The 22,031-nt window shown below is 67.9% G+C and carries 22 protein-coding genes, 1 pseudogene and 1 riboswitch; of the genes and pseudogenes, 13 read left to right on the top strand and 10 right to left on the bottom strand.

The features are described 5' to 3' along the window. Positions 1-9 precede the first annotated feature (9 nt). The 4 genes from pyk to ACQ86A_RS12370 all read left to right on the top strand — a co-directional run bounded on the left by pyk (position 10) and on the right by ACQ86A_RS12370 (position 4,428). A complete protein-coding gene (pyk, locus tag ACQ86A_RS12385) occupies positions 10-1,425 on the top strand; it encodes a pyruvate kinase (protein ID WP_431277341.1) in 1,416 nt (471 codons plus the stop codon). A 111-nt stretch (positions 1,426-1,536) separates the two neighbouring features. Then, entirely contained in the window at positions 1,537-2,610 is a 1,074-nt protein-coding gene (locus ACQ86A_RS12380; RefSeq protein WP_431277340.1) for a LolA family protein, read from the top strand. Then, on the top strand, positions 2,607-3,587 hold the full coding sequence (locus ACQ86A_RS12375) for an ATP-binding cassette domain-containing protein (RefSeq protein ID WP_431277339.1): 981 nt from the start codon (positions 2,607-2,609) through the stop codon (positions 3,585-3,587). Before ACQ86A_RS12380 ends, ACQ86A_RS12375 begins: the two co-directional genes overlap by 4 nt. Further along, complete coding sequence (locus tag ACQ86A_RS12370) at positions 3,574-4,428, top strand: ABC transporter permease (protein ID WP_431277338.1); 855 nt, start codon at positions 3,574-3,576, stop codon at positions 4,426-4,428. Before ACQ86A_RS12375 ends, ACQ86A_RS12370 begins: the two co-directional genes overlap by 14 nt. A 42-nt stretch (positions 4,429-4,470) precedes the next feature. Here the strand turns inward: ACQ86A_RS12370 and ACQ86A_RS12365 are convergent, their stop codons facing one another. The 3 genes from ACQ86A_RS12365 to ACQ86A_RS12355 form a co-directional block, all read right to left on the bottom strand. Continuing rightward, positions 4,471-5,370: an EamA family transporter gene (locus tag ACQ86A_RS12365; RefSeq protein ID WP_431277337.1), complete on the bottom strand. Its 900-nt coding sequence runs from the start codon at positions 5,368-5,370 to the stop codon at positions 4,471-4,473. A gap of 17 nt (positions 5,371-5,387) precedes the next feature. Next, positions 5,388-5,759: a GNAT family N-acetyltransferase gene (locus tag ACQ86A_RS12360; RefSeq protein WP_431280436.1), complete on the bottom strand. Its 372-nt coding sequence runs from the start codon at positions 5,757-5,759 to the stop codon at positions 5,388-5,390. A gap of 239 nt (positions 5,760-5,998) precedes the next feature. Beyond that, a complete protein-coding gene (locus ACQ86A_RS12355) occupies positions 5,999-6,847 on the bottom strand; it encodes an alpha/beta fold hydrolase (RefSeq protein WP_431277336.1) in 849 nt (282 codons plus the stop codon). A 62-nt stretch (positions 6,848-6,909) separates the two neighbouring features. Between ACQ86A_RS12355 and ACQ86A_RS12350 the strand changes: the two are divergent. Further along, positions 6,910-9,359, top strand: a pseudogene (locus ACQ86A_RS12350) (phosphoketolase family protein). A 41-nt stretch (positions 9,360-9,400) separates the two neighbouring features. Here ACQ86A_RS12350 and ACQ86A_RS12345 read toward each other — a convergent pair. Further along, positions 9,401-10,189 (bottom strand): SGNH/GDSL hydrolase family protein, encoded by a 789-nt coding sequence (locus tag ACQ86A_RS12345; protein WP_431277335.1) that lies wholly within the window; start codon positions 10,187-10,189, stop codon positions 9,401-9,403. A 59-nt stretch (positions 10,190-10,248) separates the two neighbouring features. Between ACQ86A_RS12345 and ACQ86A_RS12340 the strand changes: the two genes are divergently transcribed. Next, complete coding sequence (locus ACQ86A_RS12340) at positions 10,249-10,722, top strand: VOC family protein (RefSeq protein ID WP_431277334.1); 474 nt, start codon at positions 10,249-10,251, stop codon at positions 10,720-10,722. Between the two features lie 35 nt (positions 10,723-10,757). On the opposite strand, the gene ACQ86A_RS12335 is transcribed toward ACQ86A_RS12340, so the two are convergent. The 3 genes from ACQ86A_RS12335 to ACQ86A_RS12325 all read right to left on the bottom strand — a co-directional run bounded on the left by ACQ86A_RS12335 (position 10,758) and on the right by ACQ86A_RS12325 (position 13,879). Next, positions 10,758-11,696, bottom strand: coding sequence for a hypothetical protein (locus tag ACQ86A_RS12335; protein ID WP_431277333.1), 939 nt, complete (start codon positions 11,694-11,696; stop codon positions 10,758-10,760). A gap of 97 nt (positions 11,697-11,793) precedes the next feature. Further along, positions 11,794-12,822, bottom strand: coding sequence for an LLM class flavin-dependent oxidoreductase (locus ACQ86A_RS12330; RefSeq protein ID WP_431277332.1), 1,029 nt, complete (start codon positions 12,820-12,822; stop codon positions 11,794-11,796). A 52-nt stretch (positions 12,823-12,874) separates the two neighbouring features. Beyond that, positions 12,875-13,879 (bottom strand): aldo/keto reductase family protein, encoded by a 1,005-nt coding sequence (locus tag ACQ86A_RS12325; RefSeq protein WP_431277331.1) that lies wholly within the window; start codon positions 13,877-13,879, stop codon positions 12,875-12,877. A gap of 43 nt (positions 13,880-13,922) precedes the next feature. Here ACQ86A_RS12325 and ACQ86A_RS12320 point away from each other — a divergent pair, with 43 nt between their 5' ends. Beyond that, the gene (locus tag ACQ86A_RS12320; RefSeq protein WP_431277330.1) at positions 13,923-15,191 is read left to right on the top strand and encodes a DNA polymerase IV; all 1,269 of its coding nucleotides are present in this window, start codon (positions 13,923-13,925) and stop codon (positions 15,189-15,191) included. A gap of 38 nt (positions 15,192-15,229) precedes the next feature. On the opposite strand, the gene ACQ86A_RS12315 is transcribed toward ACQ86A_RS12320, so the two are convergent. Then, a complete protein-coding gene (locus tag ACQ86A_RS12315; RefSeq protein WP_431277329.1) occupies positions 15,230-16,144 on the bottom strand; it encodes an endonuclease/exonuclease/phosphatase family protein in 915 nt (304 codons plus the stop codon). A 103-nt stretch (positions 16,145-16,247) separates the two neighbouring features. On the opposite strand from ACQ86A_RS12315, the gene ACQ86A_RS12310 reads away from it, so the two are divergent. The 6 genes from ACQ86A_RS12310 to ACQ86A_RS12285 all read left to right on the top strand — a co-directional run bounded on the left by ACQ86A_RS12310 (position 16,248) and on the right by ACQ86A_RS12285 (position 20,585). Further along, a complete protein-coding gene (locus ACQ86A_RS12310) occupies positions 16,248-16,574 on the top strand; it encodes a spore germination protein GerW family protein (RefSeq protein WP_431277328.1) in 327 nt (108 codons plus the stop codon). 50 nt (positions 16,575-16,624) lie between these two features. Next, a riboswitch (TPP riboswitch) is annotated at positions 16,625-16,725 on the top strand. A gap of 33 nt (positions 16,726-16,758) precedes the next feature. Then, complete coding sequence (locus ACQ86A_RS12305; protein ID WP_431277327.1) at positions 16,759-17,379, top strand: ECF transporter S component; 621 nt, start codon at positions 16,759-16,761, stop codon at positions 17,377-17,379. Next, positions 17,298-18,938 carry an ABC transporter ATP-binding protein gene (locus tag ACQ86A_RS12300; protein ID WP_431277326.1) on the top strand — a complete coding sequence of 547 codons (1,641 nt, stop codon included), beginning with the start codon at positions 17,298-17,300 and terminating at the stop codon, positions 18,936-18,938. The genes ACQ86A_RS12305 and ACQ86A_RS12300 overlap by 82 nt, the downstream gene beginning before the upstream one ends. Continuing rightward, the gene (locus ACQ86A_RS12295; protein ID WP_431277325.1) at positions 18,935-19,717 is read left to right on the top strand and encodes an energy-coupling factor transporter transmembrane component T family protein; all 783 of its coding nucleotides are present in this window, start codon (positions 18,935-18,937) and stop codon (positions 19,715-19,717) included. The genes ACQ86A_RS12300 and ACQ86A_RS12295 overlap by 4 nt, the downstream gene beginning before the upstream one ends. After that, entirely contained in the window at positions 19,698-20,309 is a 612-nt protein-coding gene (locus tag ACQ86A_RS12290; protein WP_431277324.1) for an ATP-binding protein, read from the top strand. Before ACQ86A_RS12295 ends, ACQ86A_RS12290 begins: the two co-directional genes overlap by 20 nt. A gap of 9 nt (positions 20,310-20,318) precedes the next feature. After that, positions 20,319-20,585, top strand: a complete 267-nt coding sequence (locus ACQ86A_RS12285) for a hypothetical protein (RefSeq protein WP_431277323.1) — start codon at positions 20,319-20,321, stop codon at positions 20,583-20,585. A 12-nt stretch (positions 20,586-20,597) separates the two neighbouring features. On the opposite strand, the gene ACQ86A_RS12280 is transcribed toward ACQ86A_RS12285, so the two are convergent. Both ACQ86A_RS12280 and ACQ86A_RS12275 read right to left on the bottom strand, forming a co-directional pair. Continuing rightward, entirely contained in the window at positions 20,598-20,948 is a 351-nt protein-coding gene (locus ACQ86A_RS12280) for a metallopeptidase family protein (protein ID WP_431277322.1), read from the bottom strand. A 5-nt stretch (positions 20,949-20,953) separates the two neighbouring features. Then, positions 20,954-22,030 (bottom strand): hypothetical protein, encoded by a 1,077-nt coding sequence (locus tag ACQ86A_RS12275; RefSeq protein ID WP_431277321.1) that lies wholly within the window; start codon positions 22,028-22,030, stop codon positions 20,954-20,956. Position 22,031 lies beyond the last annotated feature (1 nt).

Raw genomic sequence — 22,031 nt, 5'->3', positions numbered from 1 at the left:
AAGAAAAGTATGAGACGGGCCAAAATCGTCGCCACCCTCGGGCCGGCGACCTCGAGCTACGAGAACATCCGCGCGATCATCGACGCCGGTGTAGACGTAGCCCGCATGAACCTCAGCCACGGCAGCTACGACGTCCACGAGGGCGTATACGCGAACGTGCGCAAGGCCGCAGACGACGCCGGTAAGCCGGTGGCCGTGCTGGTCGACCTCCAGGGCCCGAAGATCCGCCTCGGCAAGTTCGAGGCCGGTCCATACGACCTCGCCGAGGGTGACATCTTCAAGATCACCACCGAAGACATCATCGGCACCAAGGAGATCTCCTCGACGACGTTCAAGGGGCTGCCCCAGGACGTCAAGGCGGGCGACTTCCTGCTGATCGACGACGGCAAGGTGCGCGTCAAGGTGCTCGAGACCGACGGAACCGTGGTGACCACCGAGGTCATCGTGGCCGGTCCGGTCTCGAACAACAAGGGCATCAACCTTCCGGGTGTCGCGGTGAACGTTCCCGCTCTCTCGGACAAGGACGAGGCAGACCTCCGCTGGGGTCTCAAGCTCGGAGCCGACCTCATCGCGCTGTCGTTCGTGCGCAACGCGAGCGACATCGAGCGCGTGCACGAGATCATGGCCGAAGAGGGGCGCAAGCTCCCCGTCGTCGCCAAGATCGAGAAGCCGCAGGCGGTCGACAACCTCGAGGAGATCATCGAGGCCTTCGACGCCATCATGGTCGCCCGTGGCGACCTGGGTGTCGAGCTTCCGCTCGAGGCCGTGCCGATCGTGCAGAAGCGCGCCGTCGAACTGGCCCGCCGTGCGGCGAAGCCGGTCATCGTGGCGACGCAGATGCTCGAGTCGATGATCTCCAGCCCGGTGCCCACCCGCGCCGAGACCTCGGATGTGGCGAACGCCGTTCTCGACGGGGCTGACGCAGTCATGCTCAGCGGCGAGACCAGCGTCGGCGAGTACCCGGTCATCACGGTGCAGACCATGGCCCGCATCGTCGAGTCGACGGAGGAGCACGGTCTCGACCGCATCGCCCCGCTCGGCACCCGTCCGCGCACCCAGAGCGGTGCGATCACGCTGGCCGCCGTCGAGGTCGCGGACTTCGTCGAGGCCAAGTATCTGTGCGTGTTCACGGAGTCCGGGGAGTCCGCTCGCCGGATGTCCCGCCTGCGCAACAGCATCCCGATCCTCGCGTTCACCCCGGAGGAGTCGGTTCGCCGGCGCATGTCGCTCAACTGGGGCGTCCAGTCCTTTGTCGTCTCCCGCGTGACTCACACCGACCAGATGGTCGCCCAGGTGGACGAGGCGCTCAAGTCGACCGGCCGCGCCGAGAACGGTGACAAGGTCATCATCATCTCGGGTTCCCCTCCCGGAATCCCCGGAACGACCAACGACATCCGCGTCCACCGAGTCGGAGACGTGCTCTAAACGCGGATCAACGAGAAAGGCCCCCGAGCGATCGGGGGCCTTTCTCGTTCCCACCGACTTGCCAGCAATCCGGAGGGTTCGTCGGCCCGGCACCGGCGTAGTCTCGAATTCATGAAACGTCGCTGGGTCCGCTGGTTGCCGGCCGCCGTCGTGCCGGTCGTGATCGGCGCGGGCGTGCTCATCGCTCCTCTCGCCGCGGGCGCGGCCGATCTGCCGGCGAAGTCGCCGCAGGAGGTGCTGGCACTCGTCGCTTCGAGCGACACGAAGGCATTCTCGGGAACGATCGAGCAGAGCTCGAACCTCGGGCTGCCGACGCTTCCGAATACCGGCCCGGGCGCGGGGTCGTCATCGAGCTCCCAGAACGATGCTTCAACGGCGCTGGAACTGCTGACCGGATCGCACACCGCCAAGGTGTGGGTCGACGGAGCCGCCAAGGTGCGCGTGCAGGTGCTCGACCAGCTCGCCGAGCGGGATGTGATCCGCAACGGTCAGGATGTCTGGCTCTACCAGTCCACGGGCCAGAAAGCCACGCACGTCACACTGCCCGCACACCAGGCGAAGTCGGTTCCGGATGCCAAGGCTCCGGATGCGTCCGACCTCACGCCCTCAGCGCTTGCGCAGCGCTTCCTGAAGGCCGCGGACCCGAGCACATCCGTCACCCTCGGCAAGAACGTGTCCGTCGCAGGACGCGACGCCTATGATCTCGTGCTCACGCCGCGCGCATCCGGAACCCTGGTCGGATCGGTGTCGATCGCGGTCGACGGCTCGACGGGACTCCCGCTGCGGGTGCAGGTGGATGCCCGCGGGCAGAAGGACCCGGCCGTCGAGGTGGGCTTCACCAGCTTCAGCGACCAGAAGCCGGCAGCGACGGTGTTCCAGTTCAAGCCGGCGCCAGGCGCCACGGTGTCGGAGCAGAAGCTGCCCGCGCGGGGAACCGAGAAGGCTCACGGCGAGCATCCGAAGCCCGTGGTCACCGGAAAGGGCTGGGACGCGATCGTGACCCTGCCTGCGGGGTCGGCCCCGGCGTCCCTGACATCGTCGCCGCTCTTCGCCCAGTTGACCCGCGCGGTCGACGGTGGCCACGCTCTCTCCACTTCGCTCGTCTCCGTGCTCGTCACCGACGATGGCCGAGTGCTCGCCGGCGCAGTGCCGGTCTCCGCATTGCAGGCAGTCGCCGCGCAGTGAGCGCCCCGGGGGCTGCGTTCGGAGCGGGGGCCGCGTTCGGAACAGACGACGCGATAGGGACGGACGGTCTGTCCAAGCGGTTCGGTTCGCGCACCGTCGTCGATAGCATCGACCTGCGCGTGCCGCGAGGTTCGGTGTTCGGGTTCCTCGGTCCCAACGGGTCGGGCAAGACGACGACGATCCGGATGCTGCTCGGTCTCGTCGCAGCATCGGCGGGCGAGATCCGGTTGCTCGGACAGTCGATGCCGAGCAACGGTTCCCGGGTTCTGCCGCGAGTCGGCGCGCTCGTCGAAGGCCCTGCGTTCGCGCCCTATCTGTCGGGCACGGCCAACCTGGTGCGACGCGATTCGGGCGATCGCTACGCGTCCCCGTCCACTCGACGGCAGCGCGTCGCCGATGCGCTCGAACGCGTCGGCCTCTCACACGCCGCAGACCGGCGGGTGAAGGCATACTCGCTCGGCATGAAGCAACGCCTCGGCATCGCCGGGGCGTTGCTCACGGAGCGGGATCTGCTCGTTCTCGACGAGCCGACCAACGGGCTCGACCCGCAGGGCACGCGCGAGGTGCGCACGCTCATCCGGTCGCTGGCGGATGGCGGCACGACCGTGTTCGTGTCGAGTCATCTGCTAGCTGAGATCGAGCAGATCTGCAGTCACGCCGCGATCATGCGCACCGGCCGGATCGTCGCCCAGGGCTCGCTAGACGAATTGCGTGCGGCCGGAGGGCCGAGAGTCCGAGTGACGACTCCGGATGCGGCGATCGCGGCCGACGTGCTCGCCCGCCTCGGCATCGGGCCCGAGCTCGCCGACGACGGCACGCTCGACGGTGTTCTGCCGGATCCGGCCCCGGTCCCGGAGGAGATCGTGAACGCGCTCGTGGCCGAGGGTGTGCGCGTGCGCGGCTTCGCGGTCCACGCTTCTTCGCTGGAAGAGCGGTTCGTCGCGCTCACAGGGGAGGGGTTCGATGTCGAGCAGTGACACGCTGACCGTTCTTCCGCGGCGCACCGCGGGTTGGTCCCTGCTGTGGTCGGAGCTCTCCGTGCTGTTCCGCCGGTGGCGCACGTGGGCGCTGCTCGCTGCATTGGCGGCCGTGCCCATCCTGATCGCCGTTGCCGTTCGATTGACGGGCGGCAGCCGGTCGGGGCGCGGCCCGCAGTTCCTCGACCAGATCACCGCCAACGGGCTCTTCGTCGGCTTCACTGCCCTGGTCGTTTGCGTTCCGCTGTTCCTGCCTCTCACGGTCGGCGTCGTGGCCGGTGACACGATCGCGGGCGAGGCCAGTCACGGAACGCTGCGGTATCTGGTCATCGCTCCTGCCGGCCGTCTCCGGCTGCTGGCGATCAAGTACGCGGGGGCGGCGACGTTCTGCCTCGTCGCGGCGCTCGTCGTGATCCTCGCGGGGTCGGCGATCGGCGCCACCCTCTTCCCGATCGGGCCGGTCACGCTGCTGTCGGGCACCGTCGTCAGCGTGGGCGAGGCCTTTCTGCGGCTTCTCGCGATCGCAGCCTTCGTGACGGTCTCACTGCTAGGACTCTGCGCGATCGGACTGTTCTTCTCGACGCTCACCGACGTTCCCGTCGGAGCGATGGCGGCGACGATCGTGCTGTCCGTCGTGTCGCAGGTGCTCGACCAGCTTCCGCAACTGGATGCGCTGCATCCCTGGCTCTTCAGCCACTACTGGTTCGGTTTCGCCGACCTCCTGCGCGACCCGATCTCGTGGGACTCGTTCGGCAGCAACGCGCTGCTGCAGCTCGGCTACATCGCGGTGTTCGGTGCGTTGGCGATCGGGCGATTCACGACGAAGGACATCCTCTCGTAGAAGGACATCCTCTCGTAGAGGCTGGCTTCGAGAAGGCCGACCTCAGGGGATCGTCTCTGCGGTGCTTTCCAGGGTCGACCGCGGGCGCTCCTTCGCCGTGGCGATCGACACCCCCGCAGCGAGGCAGACGATCAGGATGCCGATCAGTTGCACCGGCGTGAAGTGCTCACCCAGGATGAGAACTCCGAAGAGGGTCGCGATCACCGGTCCGAAGCTCGTGATGATCGCGTACAGCCGTGGCGGGATGCGGCGCAGGATGAACGTGTCGAGACTGTACGGGATCGCCGACGACAGCACGCCGGCCGCAACGAGCAGCCCGATGACCCGCCAGTCAAGCCGGCTGTAGTCGACGATGATCAGCGCGACCGGGAGCAGGAGCACGGTCGCGACCACGCTCGCGATGCTCAGCCCTTCGAGGCCGGGCAGGCGCAGGGCGACCTTCCGAGTGAGCACGATGTAGGCGGCCCAGGATGCTGCAGCTGTCAGGGCGAGCAGCACACCGAGCAGGTTGATCTCCCCGGATGTGCCGGTGAGCAGGAACACGCCGGCAGCCACCGCCACGGCGCAGACGATGTCGAGCACCCGGCGCGACCCCGCGAGCGCCAGAGCGAACGGGCCGATGAACTCGATGGTCGCGGCGATCCCGAGCCCCAGGATGCCGACCGACTCGTAGAAGCTCAGGTTCATCGTGACGAGCACCACGCCGAGCAGAAGTGCCGGCCACAAGCGCCGCCAGGTCAGCTCGGCCCGTTTCGGCCGGTAGAACGGGAGAACGGCGATCGCGGTGATCACCTGACGCACAGCAACGACCACGACCGAGCCGACGATGGGGATGAGCAACCCGGCGATAGCGGAGCCGAAGTTGATGCTGACCTCGGTGCCGACCTGGGTGCTCGCCCCGATCAGGGAGCGACGAGTGGTGCTGTCGCTCTGGTCGGTCACTCTTCGAGCTTAGGGCGTCAGGCAGAGGCCTCGAACCGCATGATCGCCCTCGTGGCGGAGGGGCGCCGGACGACACGGAAGCCGGAGGAGTCGAACAGGGAGACCGTTCCGTGAAACCGTTCCGCGCTTGAGAGCGACGGACGCACGTCGGGGTCGACGGGATATCCCTCGACGACCGTCGCCCCCTGGCTCAGGGCGTAGTCGACGGCGCCCCGCAACAGCGCCCTCGCGACACCGCGCTTGCGGTACTCGAGCCGAACGACGAAGCAGGTGACGGCCCAGGGATCGGCCGGATCGTCGCCGACCCGCTTGGTGATCGGCGACCGCGCGAGACCGGGATAGGCCGAGAACTGCTCGACAGCAGCCCAGCCGACCGGCACGCCGTCGATCCATGCGACGACACCGGGCGCCGCCTCGTGCTCGAGGCTCTCGTGCAGCCGCTCTGCCTTGCCCTCACGCGAGGTCTGCTTGAACTCCGCGCCGGAGAGCTTGACATTGACACCAGCATCCCGACGGATCGCCGCGCTCGCCGAAGACCTCCTGGAGCTCGGGCCACAACTCGGCGCGGACGGGTTCGACGGTGATCGTCTCGTCAGCCATAGCGCCCACCTTAGGCACAGCCACCGACTCAGCGCGCGTGCAGCACCCCGGCGAGCAGGCTCGGATGCTCGACGTGTCCGAAATGGCCGGTGGCCGGTACGACGACAGCCTGGAAGCCAGGGATGATCCGCGCGAGCAACGCATCGTCGTGCCGTCCCACGAACACATCGTCGTCGCCGTGCAGTCCGAGCACGGTGCACCGGATGCGCGCCCAGCGCTCGCCCGCCGGGTACGTCCGCGAGCTCTGCATCGCGCGCACGAAAGCGCGCGGACGAAGATCGCGGGCGAGCTCGTGCACGGCTTCGCGGTCCACCCGGGTGAACAGGGGCGAGGCGAGGACCGGGAGGATGTCGTGACGGTCGAGGAAGCGCACGAAGCGCGACCCGAGCGGTCCGAGGAGCAGGAGGAGGCGCATCCCGAACAGCAGTCCGACCAGCGCCGGGTACCGGAAGAAGCGGCCGAGGGCGCTGAGCCGGTCGCCGCGGCCGCCGAACGTCGTGGCGGAAACGAGCGCCACCGACTTGGTTGCGCCGGGTTCCTGCGCGGCCAGCTCGAGAGCGATGAAGCCGCCGAGCGAGTGACCCACTACGCGCCACGAGTGGTAGCCGAGCGCGCGGGCCACGGTGGCAACGGCTTCGGCGATGGTGTGCGCATCCAGAGCGGCCAGATCTGCGACGGGGGAGTCGCCCCAGCCCGGCAGATCGGGGATCACCAGATCGGGGACCGCCCCGCTGTCTTCCGCCGCTGCGATCGAGGCCCGCCAGGTCGTCCAGGACCCTGCCGCACCGTGCAGAAGGATCGTCGCGGTGTCCGTCTCGCGGACGCCGCGACGCACCGCCACCGGTCCGAGCCGCGTCTCCACCGTCGATCTGTCCATACCTCTTGTTCGGAACGGACCGCCGCGTAGGATTCCCCCAAGAGCCGGTTGGAAGGAATCCGATGAGAACTCGCACCGCCAAACTCGCCCCCGCCGAAGACACCCTCGACCCCGACACCCTCGATCGACTGGACGCCTGGTGGCGCGCCGCCAACTACCTCTCGGTGGGTCAGATCTACCTTCTCGACAATCCTTTGCTGCGCGAACCGCTGACGCGCGACCACATCAAGCCGCGTCTCCTCGGGCACTGGGGAACGACGCCCGGGCTCAACTTCATCTACGCCCATCTCAACCGCGTCATCCGCGAGCGCGATCTCGACACGATCTTCATCGCGGGGCCCGGCCATGGAGGTCCCGGTGTGGTCGCGAGCGCTTATCTCGACGGAACATACAGCGAGATCTACACGAACATCGACAAGTCGGTCGACGGCGTGCGCAAGCTCTTCCGCCAGTTCTCGTTCCCCGGCGGCATCCCGAGTCACGCGGCGCCGGAGACGCCCGGGTCCATCCACGAGGGCGGTGAGCTCGGCTACTCGCTCTCGCACGCGTACGGCGCCGCGTTCGACAACCCGAACCTGATCGTGGCCGCCGTCGTCGGTGACGGCGAGGCCGAGACGGGTCCGCTCGCGACGGCGTGGCACTCGAACAAGTTCCTCAACCCGGTGACGGATGGGGTCGTGCTGCCGATCCTGCACCTCAACGGGTACAAGATCGCCAATCCGACCGTGCTCGCGCGCATCCCGGAGTCCGAGCTGTTCGACCTCATGCGCGGCTACGGCTACACGCCGTACCTGGTGTCGGGCGGGTTCGACGGTGAGGACCCGCGGGCCGTGCACGAGCGCATGGCCGCGACGCTGGACCAGATCCTCGACCAGATCGCGGCGATCAAGCGCTCGGCCGAGGCGGGCGAGCTCACCGAGCGTCCCGCCTGGCCGATGCTCATCCTGCGCACGCCCAAAGGCTGGACGTGCCCGAAGGAGATCGACGGGCATCCGGCCGAGAACAACTGGCGGTCGCACCAGGTGCCGCTGTCGGATGCGCGCGACACCGAGGCGCACACCAAGCTGCTCGAGAGCTGGCTGGCCTCCTACCGGCCGGAGGAGCTCTTCGACGAGTCGGGTGCACCGGTCGCGCTCGTCACCGAGCTCGCACCCATCGGAGATCGCCGGATGAGCGCCAATCCGGTCGCGAACGGCGGACTGCTGCGCAAACAGCTGCGGTTGCCCGATTTCCGCGACTATGCAGTGGACGTGCCGTCGCCGGGGAGACCTCGGCCGAGGCGACAAAGGTGCTGGGCGAGTGGTTGCGCGACGTGATGGTCGCGAATCCAGACAACTTCCGCCTGTTCGGGCCGGATGAGGTCGCATCGAACAGGCTGCAGGCTGTGTTCGACGTGACGAATAAGCAGTGGAACGCCGAGCGCTGGCCCATCGACGACGACAACCACCTTGCGCCGAGCGGGCGCGTGATGGAGGTGCTCAGCGAGCACCAGTGCCAGGGCTGGCTCGAGGGATACACGCTGACCGGCCGGCACGGGGTGTTCACCTCGTACGAGGCCTTCATCCATATCGTCGACTCGATGTTCAACCAGCACGCCAAGTGGCTGAAGACATCGCGGCAGATCGAATGGCGGAGGCCGGTCGCCTCCCTGAACTATTTGCTGAGCTCGCACGTCTGGCGTCAGGACCACAACGGCGCATCCCACCAGGACCCGGGATTCATCGACCACGTCATCAACAAGAAGGCCGACGTGGTGCGGGTCTACCTGCCGTTCGATGCCAATACCTTGCTCTCCACCTACGACCACTGCCTCCGTAGTGTTGACTACGTGAACGTGGTCGTCGCGGGAAAGCAGCCGGCGCCGAACTGGCTGACCATGGCCGAGGCCATCGAGCACTGCACCCGCGGCATCGGCATCTTCGAGTGGGCGGGCACGGAGAAGCGCGGGGAGGAGCCGGATGTGGTGCTCGCGGCCGCCGGCGACATCCCGACCCTCGAGGTGCTCGCGGCCGCGTCGATCCTGCGCGACCGTCTGCCGGAACTCAAGGTGCGCGTGGTGAACGTGGTCGACCTGATGCGGCTGCAGAGCGAGGGGGAGCATCCGCACGGCCTCAGCGACGCCGAATACGACGCGATCCTCACCTCCGACAAGCCCGTGATCTTCGCGTATCACGGCTATCCGTGGCTGATCCACCGGCTCACGTACCGCCGGCACGGGCACGACAATCTGCATGTGCGCGGGTACAAGGAGGAGGGCACCACGACGACGCCGTTCGACATGGTGATGCTGAACGACCTCGACCGGTACCGCCTGGTCATCGACGTGCTCGATCGGGTCCCCGGTCTGGGGGTACGCGAGGGCGCGCTGCGTCAGGAGATGCAGGATGCGCGGCTCACCGCACGCCAGTACACGCGCGAACACGGCGAGGACATCCCCGAGGTCGCCGAGTGGACGTGGGGCGGCGGTGAGGCGAAGACGCGGTTCGACGCGACGGGCGGCGACAACGACTGAGCATCGCACGTGCCGAACAGGACCGCTCGGTTCCCGCCTTCCTAGACGGGCGTCGCCGTCGACGGATCGACGGGCGTGAGCGTCGCGATCTTGGCGGCGCGCCCATCGCCCGATGAACGACCCGTGAGACGTCGGCCGATCCACGGCAGCACATAGGTGCGGTAGTACTCCATCGTGCGGCGAGAGCGCGCACCGGCAGGAGCGGCCGCGACCTCTTCGACGCCCCACTCCGGCGGAACCGGTACGTCGAAGGCCTTGAGAACGTTGCTGGCGACGCGGGCGTGGCCGAGCGAGTTGAGGTGCAGCCGGTCGGCCGACCAGTAGCGGAGGTCGCGCAATCCGGTGTCCGCCCAGTTGTCGACGAAGGTCGCGTTCTCGCGCGGGAACAGGGGCCGGACTTCGGCCGCGAGCTGGTCGCCTCGGCGAGAGAGCAGGCTGCCCATGGGCAGGTGGTCGCTCGGGTTCGCGCCCGAGAGCAGGAGCATGTGGATGCCTGCTCCGGTCACGCTGTCCATCGCCGTCTCGAGCTGACGCGCGACCGACTGGGTGGAGACGCGGGGCCGCATGATGTCGTTTCCACCGCCGTTGAGGCTGATCAGCTCCGGCGCCTGTGCGATGGCCGGTGTCAGTTGCTCGGCCAGGAGAGGACCGAGCTTGCGCCCGCGGATCGCCAGGTTGGCGTAGCGCACCGGCTCCGACGTGGTCTTGGCGGCGTTGATGGCGAGTCCGACGGCGACGAAGTCGGCCCAGCCGCGCACGCGGCCGTCGGGAAGGTCGTCGCCGAGACCCTCGGTGAAACTGTCGCCGACGGCGATATAGCTCGAGAACATCCTCTAACGCTACTTCGCCTGAGTACCATGGGCCGCACACCGAACGAAGGAGTTTCAGGATGCAGCGGATCACCCCATTCCTCTGGTACGACGACCAAGCGGAGCAAGCAGCCGAGTTCTACGTCTCGTTGTTCCCGAACTCTCGCATTCTCGAGACGACCAAGTACGGCCAGGATGCTCCCGGGCAACCCGCGGGCGTGATGACTGTGCGGTTCGAGCTCGAGGGAGTCGAGTTCCAGGCGCTCAACGCCGGACCCGTCTTCCACTTCACAGAAGCGTTCTCGATGTTCACGACCGCCGACACCCAGGAGGAGATCGACCGGCTCTGGGATGCGCTCATCGCCGACGGAGGCGAGCCGAGCCAGTGCGGCTGGTTGAAGGATCGCTGGGGTCTCTCGTGGCAGATCGTGCCCAGCCGGCTCGGCGAACTCCTCTCCGATCCCGACCCGCAGCGCGCACAGCGGGCGACGCAGGCGATGCTCGCGATGGGCAAGCTCGATATCGCCGCACTCGAGGCCGCAGCGAACGGCTGACCCCGAACTGCTGATCCCGAACTGCTGACGACGAGCTAGTCGCCGAGGAGCTTGCGCCAGGCGATGAGGTGCTCGACCGTTACGCCGTGATAGCCGGTGGTCGACGAGAACGAGCTGCGCACCAGCGCGGTCTCCATCTCGAGCACGTCTGCGCCGTCGTCACCGAAGGTGTACTGGGCTCCTCCCGCCACAGCGGGGGTGTCGGTCTCGACCCCGATCGTGAAGGGGGTTCCGGATGCGCTCGCCGCGGTCACTGCCGGCTGCGCGAGCGCCACGATCCCGTCCGATCCCGCCGCATGGTCGGAGAAGGCGACGATGGCCACGCTGTCGAGGTGGGACAGGATCGCGTCGAACGCCGTACCGGTTCCGACGGTCTTCGCGGCCAGCCACCAGGGCAGGTCGGCGCCGATCGGGACTCCATTCGCGACCTGCGCGGCCGCGTCGAGCATCGCCGTGTACTGCGTGACGATGGCACCGAGGTCGGGGTCGGGCACGCCCGCCCAGGGCTCGACATCGAACTGGACGGCGTCGAAGGATGCGGTGGCCAGCGCGTCTGACACCCACTGCGCGGCGAGGGACGGCTGCGTCGCCCATCCGGAGTCGCCACCGAGGGCGGAGACCGAGATCCCTGCGGCGTGGAGGGCGTTCACGGCTTCCGGAAGCCAGGTGGCGAAGGCGCCCTGGTTCGCGGCCCAGGGAACGGAGAGGTAGACCGAGTGCAGCCCGTGCGCCTGCGCGAAGGCGACCAGGGCATCCGGTTCGAATTCGGGCTGACCGAGTCCGCGTGCATCCGTCGCCGGGTCGATCGGGTTTCCCCACGCCCACATGCTCGTGATGGCCGACGGCGCGGATCCCTCGATCGTGCTCTCGACGGCGTCAGCCGAGGTGGCGGTGACTCCGGAGACGGCGATCACCGTGGCTGCGATGGCGAGCGACGCGCCGACGAACACGGACTTGACCCTCGGTGCCGGCATGGCAAACCTCTCGGAGAAGAAGCTGCCAGGGTCGGGTCTGCAGCCCTCACATACTGTCACAGGACTCCGACCCGCCGATCACACCAATTCGGGGAGGTCAGTCGCGCCAGCCCAGCGCCGGTGCGATCTGCGTGTTGATCGTCTCCAGCAGGTGGGCGTTGTACTCGACACCGAGCTGATTCGGCACCGTCACCAGAACCGTGTCAGCCTCCTGTACGGCACGGTCGTCGCGCAGTTCGGCCACGATCTGCTCCGGCTCGCCGACGTAGGACTTGCCGAACCGGGCGATCCCGCCATCGAGGTAGCCGAGTTGGTCGTCGCGCTCGCCAAGCGCTGAGGCTCCGAAGTACTTGCGGTCGAGATCTGAGACGATCGGCAGGATGCTGCGGCTCACGGACACACCGGGCTCACGTTCCCAGCCTGCCTCTTTCCACGCTTGCCGGAAGAGGTCGATCTGTTCGGCCTGGAGGTCGCCGAAGGGCACGCCTGTGTCCTCGGTGAGCAGGGTCGAGCTCATCAGATTCATGCCCTGCTGCCCCGTCCAGACGGCGGTCTGCCGTGTACCGGAGCCCCACCAGATGCGGTCGGAGAGGCCGGGGGACTGGGGCTGGATGGCGAGGCCTCCGGTCGTCCCGGTCATCTTCGGGTCGGCGTTGGCGACGGCCGCACCCTCGATGGCCGCGCGGAAGAGTGCGGTGTGCGCGCGGGCGAGGTCGGCATCCGTCTCATCGTCGCCCAGAACGAAGCCGAACGACTCGGAGCCGCGGAGGGCGGTCTCGGGTGAACCTCGGCTCACACCGAGCTGCAGCCGACCGCCGCTGATGAGGTCGGCTGCTGCCGCATCCTCGGCCATGTAGAGCGGGTTCTCGTAGCGCATGTCGATCACCGCGGTGCCCAGCTGGATACGGCTGGTGCGCGCGGCCATCGCCGCCAGCAGCGGGAACGGCGACGCGAGCTGCCGGGCGAAGTGGTGCACGCGCACGAAGGCTCCGTCGATGCCGAGTTCTTCGGCGGCGACGGCTAGTTCGATCGTTTGGAGCAGAGCATCTGACGCAGTGCGCGAGACCGAGCCGGGGATCGGCTGCCAGTGGCCGAAGGAGAGGAATCCGATGCGTTTCACGATCACTCCAAGCTGGGCGGCGGCCGCGGTATTCCGTCACCGCGGCCGCCGATGTCGATCAGGCGGGGCGGTGCTCCGGGGAGACCGTCTTGGCGGGGTCGGTCTCGGCGACGTCGCCGACGGCCTCGTCGATGCGGGCGAGTACATCGCCCGAGAGCTTCACGCCGGCCGCGGCGGCGTTCGAGTCGACCTGCTCGGGGCGGGATGCGCCCACGATCGCACCCGCGACGTTCGGGTTCTGCAGAACCCACGCGACCGCCAGCTGGGCCGTCGTCAGGCCGAGCTCGTCGGCGATCGGCTTCAGCTTCTGCACGCTGGTCAGAACGTCGTCGCGCATGAACCCCTTGATCGCGTTGGCTCCGCCCTTCTCGTCGGCGGCGCGGCTGCCTGCGGGCGCGTCTCCGCCCGGCAGGTACTTGCCGGTGAGCACGCCCTGGGCGACCGGCGACCAGACGATCTGGGACACGCCGAGCTCACCCGAGGTGGGGATGACATCCTTCTCGATGACCCGCCAGAGCATGTTGTACTGCGGCTGATTCGAGATGAGCTGGATCCCGAGGTCCTTGGCCAGGGCGTGTCCTGCCCGCAGCTGCTCGGCGTTCCACTCCGAGACGCCGATGTAGAGCGCCTTGCCGGCGCGGACCACATCCGCGAACGCCTGCATGGTCTCTTCGAGCGGTGTCTCCCTGTCGTACCGGTGCGCCTGGTACAGGTCTACGTAGTCGGTGCCGAGCCGCTGCAGCGAACCGTCGATCGATTCCAGGATGTGCTTGCGCGAGAGTCCGACGTCGTTGTGCCCTTTCGGCCCGGTCGGCCAGTAGACCTTCGTGAAGATCTCGAGGGATGCGCGGCGCTGGCCCTTCAGCGCGTCGCCGAGCACCTGCTCGGCCGCTGTGTTCGCATAGGCGTCGGCGGTGTCGAATGTGGTGATCCCCGCGTCGAGTGCGGCGTTGACGCACTTGGTCGCGATGTCGTTCTCCACTTGAGACGCGTGGGTGAGCCAGTTGCCGTAGATGATCTCCGAGATCTTGAAACCGCTGTTTCCGAGGTATCTGAATTCCATGGCTCAAAGCTACGCTGTCGCACGCACGTGGCAAGCTGGGAGAGTGGGAAGGACTGACGGTAGCGACAGACGTGTGACGACCGCGCCCATCGACGACTCCACCGCCACCATCCTGCACGTCGACATGGATGCGTTCTTCGCCTCCGTGGAGCTGCTCGACCGCCCCGACGCGCGCGGCAAGCCTGCGATCGTCGGGCATCCTGGACCCCGCTCGGTCGTTACGAGCGCCACATACGAGGCCCGCAAGTTCGGGGTGCGCTCGGCCATGCCGGTGTCGCAGGCGCTGCGGCTGTGTCCGCAGGCGATCATCCTGCCGCCGCACATGCACAAGTACCGCGAGTACTCGCAAAAGGTGATGGCGATCTTCTCCGAGGTGACGCCGCTGGTCGAGCCGCTCAGCATCGACGAGGCGTTCCTGGATGTGTCCGGGGCGCGACGGCTGCTCGGCTCACCGCGACGGATCGCCGAACTCATCCGGGCCCGGGTGTTCGAGGAGACCGGGTTGACCTGTTCCGTGGGTGCCGCGTCGACCAAGTTCGTCGCGAAGCTCGCTTCGGGTCGTGCCAAGCCCGATGGACTGCTCGTCATCCCCGAGTCGGAGACGATCGCTTACCTGCGGCCCCTGCCCGTCGGCGCGCTCTGGGGTGTCGGGGCGAGCACCCAGGAGTCGCTGCAACGGATGGGCCTCAGAACGGTGGCCGATCTCGCCGATGCGCCGCTGCACGTGCTGCAGAAGACGGTCGGCGAGGCGGCGGGTCGCAAGCTGCACGACCTGGCGAACGGCAGGGATGCTCGCGGCGTCACCGTCGAATCCCGCGAGAAGAGCGTCGGGCACGAGATGACGTTCGAACAGGACGTGTCCGATCCCGACCACCTCCGTCGCGAGATGCTGCGACTGTCCAACCAGGTGGGCGCTCGGCTGCGGAGCAGCGACCTCGTGGGGCGCACGGTCGCACTCAAGATCCGCTTCTCGGACTTCCGCACGATCGCCCGATCGCGAACTCTCGCAGAGCCGACCAACGTGGGCCGGCGCATCTTCGAGGAGGCCTGGCAGGTATACGAAGGGCTCGGCCTGGGCGGCACGCCCATCCGGCTGATCGGTGTGCGGATGGAGCAGCTCGCCGACGGCGGAGACAGCAGGCTCGCCCTGTGGGATCCGGATGAGGAATGGCGTGAGACCGAGCGCACCCTCGACGCGGTGAGTGCGCGTTTCGGCCGCGGGATGATCGGCCCGGCTTCTCTCGTGAAGCCGCAGAACGACGCGGACACGGGTGCCGAAGACGGCCGCAACCCGCGCTGGATCAGCGACTAGCGCGTCCCGAAGCCCGGACGGCTCGCTACCCGGATGCGTCAGCGCACGCCCACGAGGATGCCGCGGTGGTCGCTGCCGTTGTCGGGCAGCACGGAACTCGAGACGGTCGTCGGACCGCGCACGAGCGCATGATCGAGACGCGCGACCGGGAACTCCGCTGGCCACGTGAAGCCGAGGCCGAGGTCGCTGTCCGCGGCCTCCGTCATCGTCGAGAGCAGCGGAGCGAACTTGCGGTCGGTCGTCGCGGTGTTGAAGTCGCCGACGACCAGGATGCGCGCAGACGTGTCCGCCTTGAGCGTGCTGGTGAGCTCGCTGAGCATTGTGTCGCGCTGCTCGTACTGTCCCGGACGCACGGAAGCCAGATGCACGGCGTAGAGCCGCGTGGCGGTGCCCGGGGTGGCGAGGTCGAGCGACAGGGCACGGTCCCAGCCGAGGCCGAGGTCGAGCCGCTTCTCGTCCGCGATCGCGTACTTGCTCCAAACGCCGACGGTGCCGACGACCTCGCTGTACGGGTACTTCGAGGCGAGAGCGGTGGAGACGGCTTCGCGCGACGTCGCGTCGAGCTCCTGCAGGGCGATCACATCCGGGTCGCGTTCTGCGAGGTCCTGCGCGATGCTCCCGGCGGCAGCGTTCTGGGCGTGGATGTTCTCGCTCGCGACGGTGAGGCTGGGCGTGCCGAGGCGCATCCCGGGCAGCAGTGCAGGCATGAACGCGAGCGCCCACGCGGTGGCCGCCGCCGCCACGCAGAGACCGCCGATCAGCGAGAATCGCACGATCGCGACGAGCCCGAGGAAGAGGATGAGGACACCCAGCCAGGGCAGAAAAGTCTCGATCAGGGAGGCCGAGCCGCCGATGTTCGGCAACAGGCCGTGCCAGACGAGGAGGGCTCCCGCGCCGAGGGCGAGAATGCCGATCGCGAGGCCGCGGGGGCGGCTGGGACTGGTGATCGACACCTGCCGATTATTGCGGTCGAGCCGCTGAGAACCCGCCGTAAACGCTGTGCGGGGCCTGAGGGATGCCCTGGTGAGCCTGGGAAGGGGAGGGTACGGTTGCTGCATGACCAACATCTCGCTGAGACTCGCGGAAACCATCACCTCGAACGGCATCAAGTCGGTGTACGGCGAGCCGGTCACGATCGATGGGACGACGCTCGTTCCCGTCGCGGCCGTCCAGTACGGCTTCGGAGCCGGGTCGACCGGTGACGAGGAGGCTCCCGGCGGTGCGGGAGGCGGGGGAGTGAGCATCCCGTTCGGCGCCTATATCAGTGACGGAACCGGAACGCACTTCCGCCCGAACATCATCACCCTGCTCGTCGTCGGCATCCCCTTCGTATGGGTCGCCGGGCAGGCGTGGGCGCGCGTCATCAAAGCGCTGAAGAAGTAGCGCAGACAGCTCCACGCGCTGCAGCACCGACGCACTAGACTGAACCCGAACACGGGAGTCCGGTGAGCCGGGCTGAGAGGAAACTTCTCAAGTTTCGACCGTTGAACCTGATCTGGATCATGCCAGCGCAGGGAGACATTCTCGATCCCGTGCCCTCTTTTCCTCTAGTGAAAGGGCACGAACAGTGCACGCAACAATCAACACCCTCACAGCACGTCCGACGCGCGTCCTCCGCTGGCGGGTCGTCGACATCGTAGTGGCCAGCGTCATCGCCGTCGCTTCCGGCGTCGTTTTCTGGGCCTGGGGGCAGGCTGCGAACCCGCTCTCCGCTCCGGTCTCGGCCGTCCTGCCCGGCTTCCAGGGCATCCTGAACGGCCCGTGGCTGTTCGCCGGCGTTCTGGGTGCGCTCGTCATCCGCAAGCCGGGTGCGGCGATCTTCACCGAACTCGTCGCGGCGATCGTCTCAGCCCTGATCGGAACGCAGTGGGGTGCTCTCACCGTGCTGTCCGGCGTGGTTCAAGGCCTTGGCGTCGAGATCGTCGTCGCCCTGTTCCTCTATGCGAACTGGAGCCTGATGGTCGCTCTGCTCGCGGGCGCCGGAGCAGGAATCGCCGAGTCGATCCTCGACCTCACCGTCTGGTACCCGGGCTCCAAGATCGAGTTCATCGTCATCTACACGATCACGACGACGATCTCCGGCATCGTGGTCGCAGGCCTCGGGTCGTGGTGGCTCGTCAGGGCCCTCGCGCGCACGGGAGCGCTCAGCCGGTTCGCGGCCGGCCGCGAGGTCACGGGACGGGTGTAGCCATCCCCGCATCGAGCGCGCCGCCGCACAGCTCGTCAGTCCCAGCCGCCGTTCGGGTCGGCGACTGGGGCTGGCGTTATTCGGGGCGCCGGGCGTGGGCCGTCCGCGACCTCACGCTGACCATCGAGCCGGGGGAGCGCGTGCTGCTGCTCGGCGCATCCGGTGCCGGTAAGAGCACGGTGCTCGCGGCCCTGGCCGGGGTACTGGGCGGTGACGACGACGGTGAGACGACCGGCACACTGCAAGTGGGCGGCATCGACCCGCGCGGACTGGGCGGCACGAGCGGTCTGCTGCTTCAGGATCCCGACTCTCAGGTCATCCTCGCGCGTGTCGGCGACGACGTGGCCTTCGCGTGCGAGAACCTCGGCGTGCCCCGCGACGAGATCTGGCCGCGGGTGCGGGAATCCCTCGACGCCGTTCGGTTGCAGGTGCCGCTCGAACATCCGACTGCTGCGCTCTCGGGCGGGCAGAAGCAGCGTCTGGCGTTGGCCGGCCTCCTCGCGATGCGCCCTGGATTGCTCCTGTTGGACGAGCCGACCGCGAACCTCGATCCCGAGGGTGTCGTCGACATCCGACGAGCCGTCGCCGAGACGGTCGAGCGCACCGGTGCGACCCTCGTGGTCGTCGAGCATCGGGTGAGCGTGTGGCGAGATCTCGTCGACCGGGTCATCGTTCTCGCCGCCGACGGCGGTGTGCTGGCCGACGGGCGGCCGGATGCCGTTCTCGCAGATACATCGAGTGAGTTGCGCCGCGCGGGGGTCTGGCTTCCCGACGAGCGGGTTCCTGCGCCGCCTGAGGTTGCACTCGGAGCCCCGCTCATCACCGCGGAGAACCTGGTCGTCGGCCGTGGGAGTGCCGCGCGGGCGCGGCGGTCGAAGCGAAAGCAGCGACGCGCATCCGGATCACCGCTCCCGCTTCGGATCGACCTCGCGATCAGCGAGGGCTCCGCGGTTGCGTTGACGGGGCCGAACGGGGTGGGGAAATCGACGCTGGCGCTCACGGTGGGCGGATTGCTTCCGCCCCTGGGCGGAACGCTGCGCGCCGAGAAGGCGCTGGCAGGTGGTGCCGCGGACGAGCCGTCGTCATGGCGATCCCGGGAATTGCTGACGCGGATCGGGAACGTGTTCCAGAATCCGGAGCACCAATTCGTCGCCTCCACGGTGCGCGACGAGCTAGCGGTCGGACCGCGCGCACTCCACGAAGAACAGGGCGAGATCGACCGCCGGGTGGACGAGCTTCTCGAGCGGCTCGACCTCGGCGCACTCGCAGACGCGAATCCGTTCACGCTGTCGGGTGGACAGAAGCGCCGGCTGTCCGTGGCCACTGCGCTGGCGACTCGTCCCCGGATGCTCGTGCTCGACGAGCCGACCTTCGGACAGGATGCGCTCACCTGGGCATCCCTGGTCTCGATGATCGGGGAGCTGCGCGCCGAGGGTCACTCGATCGTCGCCTCCACGCACGACGCGGAGTTCGTCGCGGCGATCGGTGCCGAGGTGCAGCGACTCGACCTGTCCTCGGTCGAGGAATCGGCACTCACTCTGGGCGGGGGAGCCGCATGAGCATCCTCGCCCCGGTTCAGCAAGGCCCTCTCACGAAGCTGAACCCCGTGTCCAAGTTGGCGGCCGCGCTCCTGATCAGCATCGTCCTGTTGATCTCGATCGACTGGGTATCGGCGGCGGTGGCATTGACCGCCGAGCTGATCCTTCTCGCCTTTGCGCGCATCCCGCTGCGCACGGTCATCGTTCGTACGGCGCCGATTTGGATTGCCGCACCGCTCGCCGGGCTCACGACGCTGCTCTACGGACGCACGAGTGGCACGGTGTACTTCCAGTGGGCCTTGATCGAGATCAGCGACGGATCGATCGAGCTCGCGCTCGCGACCGCTCTGCGCATCCTCGCGATCGGTCTCCCTGCGGTGCTGCTCTTCGTGACGATCGATCCGACCGACCTCGCCGACGGGCTTGCGCAGGTGCTCAAGCTCCCTGCCCGGTTCGTGCTCGGCGGTCTGGCGGGCCTTCGCCTGGTGGGACTTTTCGTCGACGACTGGCGCGCGCTCACGCTGGCCCGGCGGGCTCGCGGAGTGGCCGAATCGGGGGCGGTTCGACGGATGCTCGGGCAGTCCTTCGCGCTGTTCGTGCTCTCGATCCGACGCGGCTCCAAGCTCGCGACGGCTATGGAGGCGAGGGGATTCGGGGCGCCGGTCGCACGCACCTGGGCGCGTCCCTCGGTCTTCCGCGGCCGGGACTGGGCGGCGATCGTCATCGCCCTCGCCGTGGCGCTGCTCGCCGCGGGCGTGGCGATGGCGGTAGGGAGCTGGAATGTCATCGTCGGATCGTGATTCCGCGCTGCTGCTTCGCGCGGCCGTGATGGGTGCGCTGAATGCGGCGAGCCGGGCATCCGGTCGCGGCGCGGTCGTGCTCGTCGATGGACCGAGCGGCGCGGGCAAGAGCTCTCTCGCAGATCTCCTCGTCGCGGAGTGGCCGACGCCCGACGTGCCCCAACTCGTTCGGATGGACGACCTGTATCCGGGCTGGTCCGGCTTGGACGCTGCCAGCCAGTCGCTCGGGCGAGAGCTGTTGTCGCCGCTGAAGGCGGGGCTGCCGGGTGGCTGGCGCCGCTGGAACTGGGCGGCAGGCGCCTCGGGTGACTGGAACGTCGTCGACCCGGCGCGACCGCTCATCGTCGAGGGATGCGGCACGCTTGCCCGGGCGAACGCCCCTCTGGCCGACCTGGGCATCTGGCTCGACGCGGACGACGTGCTGCGCAAAGACCGGGCCCTCGCGCGCGACGGACTCTCGTTCGAGACCCACTGGGATCAGTGGCAGAGCGACTTCGAGCGTTATGTCGACCGCGAGCATCCCCGCGACAATGCCGGCCTGATTCTCGACGTCACGACCTGGTCGCTCGGAGCAGGGCCCGCACTGGTCTAACGTTGAACCATGAGCGATCAAGACCAGACTGTGACCGAATACATCGTCGAGTACGTCGACGGACCGCTGGCGGGAACGACGGACCGTCGCCTGCTGATCGACGGCAAGGTCGATGAGCGCGTCAGCGCGGTGGCCGCGATCGAGGGACTCGAGTCCGTCTTCTGGTACGTCGCGGGCGACGTTCGCACGATCGGCGGCGAGCAGTACGTCAAGTACAGCTTCGACGCTCCCGACAGCGACCCCGTCGAGACCGAGAAGGAAGAGGAGTCGCTCTAAGCCCAGCGGCGCTCAGGCCCAGCCGAGCTCGTGCAGTCGCTCGTCGTCGATGCCGTAGAAGTGCGCGATCTCGTGCACGAGCGTCACGTGGATCTCGTCGCGGAGCTGTTCCTCGTCGTCGCAGATGTCGAGGAGCGGCTCGCGGTACAGGATGATGCGGTCCGGCATCTCGCCGAAACCGTATGTGTCGCGCTCCGTGAGCGCCACACCGTCGTACAGCCCGAGTAGGTCGAGAGAGCCGTCCTCCGGCCGGTCCTCGACGACGAAGACCACGTTGTCGAGGCCGTCGATCATCTCATCGGGGAGAGCATCCAGTTCAGCCGTGACCAGACGCTCGAAAGCGTCCGCGTCGAGGTCGATCATCCTTGTTACCAGGCTTGGGCGACGGCCGCGTGAAGGTCGAGGAGACCGGGCGTGCGTTCGCTCGGCCCCCGGCCGAAGCCGCACTCGGTGGCGACGCCGAACCGGGTGACCGCAGACGCCGCAGCCGCGATACGCCGGGATGCACCGTCGACACCGTCTTCGTGGTGGACCAGGCCGAGGTACAGCTCTGTGGTCTCCGGGATCTCGACGCCGGCGAGCGGGGTGAAGAACGCCTCATCGTCGCGCTCGATGGGGACGGGCAGATGGAACCAGGTGATCGCACGCGGTGACGCCGCGAGCACTCCGGTGATGACGTCTGCGAGGTTTCCGGCATCCGTCGGCTGCACGAAGTGCGCTTCCTCGACGTCGCCGTAGCAGAGGTGGTACCCGACCTCGACGTCGGCGGGCACGGCGGCGGCTTGTCGCGCAGCGCGCTCGACGACACCGCCGAGCACGTCGTCGAACCACGGAACGATGGCTTGGGTCGACCGGATGTTCACGGATTCCAGCAGGGCGAACTCGACGGCCGTGTCCCACTGGATAGCAAGATCCTCGTGCGGGATCCCGTCGACGATCCGACGGAGCTCGGCGAAGAGGGCTCGCTCATACGCGGGCTCGAAAGCCGCGCGGTCGGCGGCGACCACGAACGCGCCGGTGATGGCAGCCGGGGTCGGGAGCGAGACCTGGAAACGGATGCCGGGTGCGATGACGCCGTTCTCGCGAAGGCGTGCGAAGGTCGCGTACGACTCGAGCGCCGCATCCGCGTACCCGAGATCAGGGAAGACGAGATCGTCGGCGGCGACGCCCTCGTCGATGGCGAACGGGCGGCCGTCGAAGATCCCGCGAATATAGAAGGGTTCGACGGGAATGCGGGTGAGTCCCTGCATCGTGTCGAACCGTTTCGTCTGGAACTGGATCCAGTAGAAGCGTTCGCCCACCTCGCCGTCCGGCATGCGCCGCAGGCGGTCGCCCAGGCGATCGCTGACCGTGCGCAGCACGCTCTCAGCATCCGGCAGATTGATGCTGCCGACGAGGTGCGCGCCGCGCACGGTGGGGGTTTCAGGATTCGCTGGGCTGGTCACC

The sequence above is a fragment of the Leifsonia poae genome (assembly GCF_050632195.1).
In the GTDB taxonomy this organism is placed as follows: Bacteria; Actinomycetota; Actinomycetes; order Actinomycetales; family Microbacteriaceae; genus Leifsonia; species Leifsonia poae_C.
The sequence above is the reverse complement of the archived record's forward strand: the minus strand, read 5'-3'. Positions and strand labels throughout refer to the sequence as shown.

Excerpts from the sequence above, each read along its gene's own strand:
- pyk (WP_431277341.1), top strand. The coding sequence starts at position 10 with ATGAGACGGGCCAAAATCGTCGCCACCCTCGGGCCGGCGACCTCGAGC.
- ACQ86A_RS12380 (WP_431277340.1), top strand. The coding sequence starts at position 1,537 with ATGAAACGTCGCTGGGTCCGCTGGTTGCCGGCCGCCGTCGTGCCGGTC.
- ACQ86A_RS12370 (WP_431277338.1), top strand. The coding sequence starts at position 3,574 with ATGTCGAGCAGTGACACGCTGACCGTTCTTCCGCGGCGCACCGCGGGT.
- ACQ86A_RS12355 (WP_431277336.1), bottom strand. The coding sequence starts at position 6,847 with ATGGACAGATCGACGGTGGAGACGCGGCTCGGACCGGTGGCGGTGCGT.
- ACQ86A_RS12345 (WP_431277335.1), bottom strand. The coding sequence starts at position 10,189 with ATGTTCTCGAGCTATATCGCCGTCGGCGACAGTTTCACCGAGGGTCTC.
- ACQ86A_RS12340 (WP_431277334.1), top strand. The coding sequence starts at position 10,249 with ATGCAGCGGATCACCCCATTCCTCTGGTACGACGACCAAGCGGAGCAA.
- ACQ86A_RS12335 (WP_431277333.1), bottom strand. The coding sequence starts at position 11,696 with ATGCCGGCACCGAGGGTCAAGTCCGTGTTCGTCGGCGCGTCGCTCGCC.
- ACQ86A_RS12325 (WP_431277331.1), bottom strand. The coding sequence starts at position 13,879 with ATGGAATTCAGATACCTCGGAAACAGCGGTTTCAAGATCTCGGAGATC.
- ACQ86A_RS12310 (WP_431277328.1), top strand. The coding sequence starts at position 16,248 with ATGACCAACATCTCGCTGAGACTCGCGGAAACCATCACCTCGAACGGC.
- ACQ86A_RS12295 (WP_431277325.1), top strand. The coding sequence starts at position 18,935 with ATGAGCATCCTCGCCCCGGTTCAGCAAGGCCCTCTCACGAAGCTGAAC.
- ACQ86A_RS12290 (WP_431277324.1), top strand. The coding sequence starts at position 19,698 with ATGTCATCGTCGGATCGTGATTCCGCGCTGCTGCTTCGCGCGGCCGTG.
- ACQ86A_RS12285 (WP_431277323.1), top strand. The coding sequence starts at position 20,319 with ATGAGCGATCAAGACCAGACTGTGACCGAATACATCGTCGAGTACGTC.
- ACQ86A_RS12280 (WP_431277322.1), bottom strand. The coding sequence starts at position 20,948 with ATGATCGACCTCGACGCGGACGCTTTCGAGCGTCTGGTCACGGCTGAA.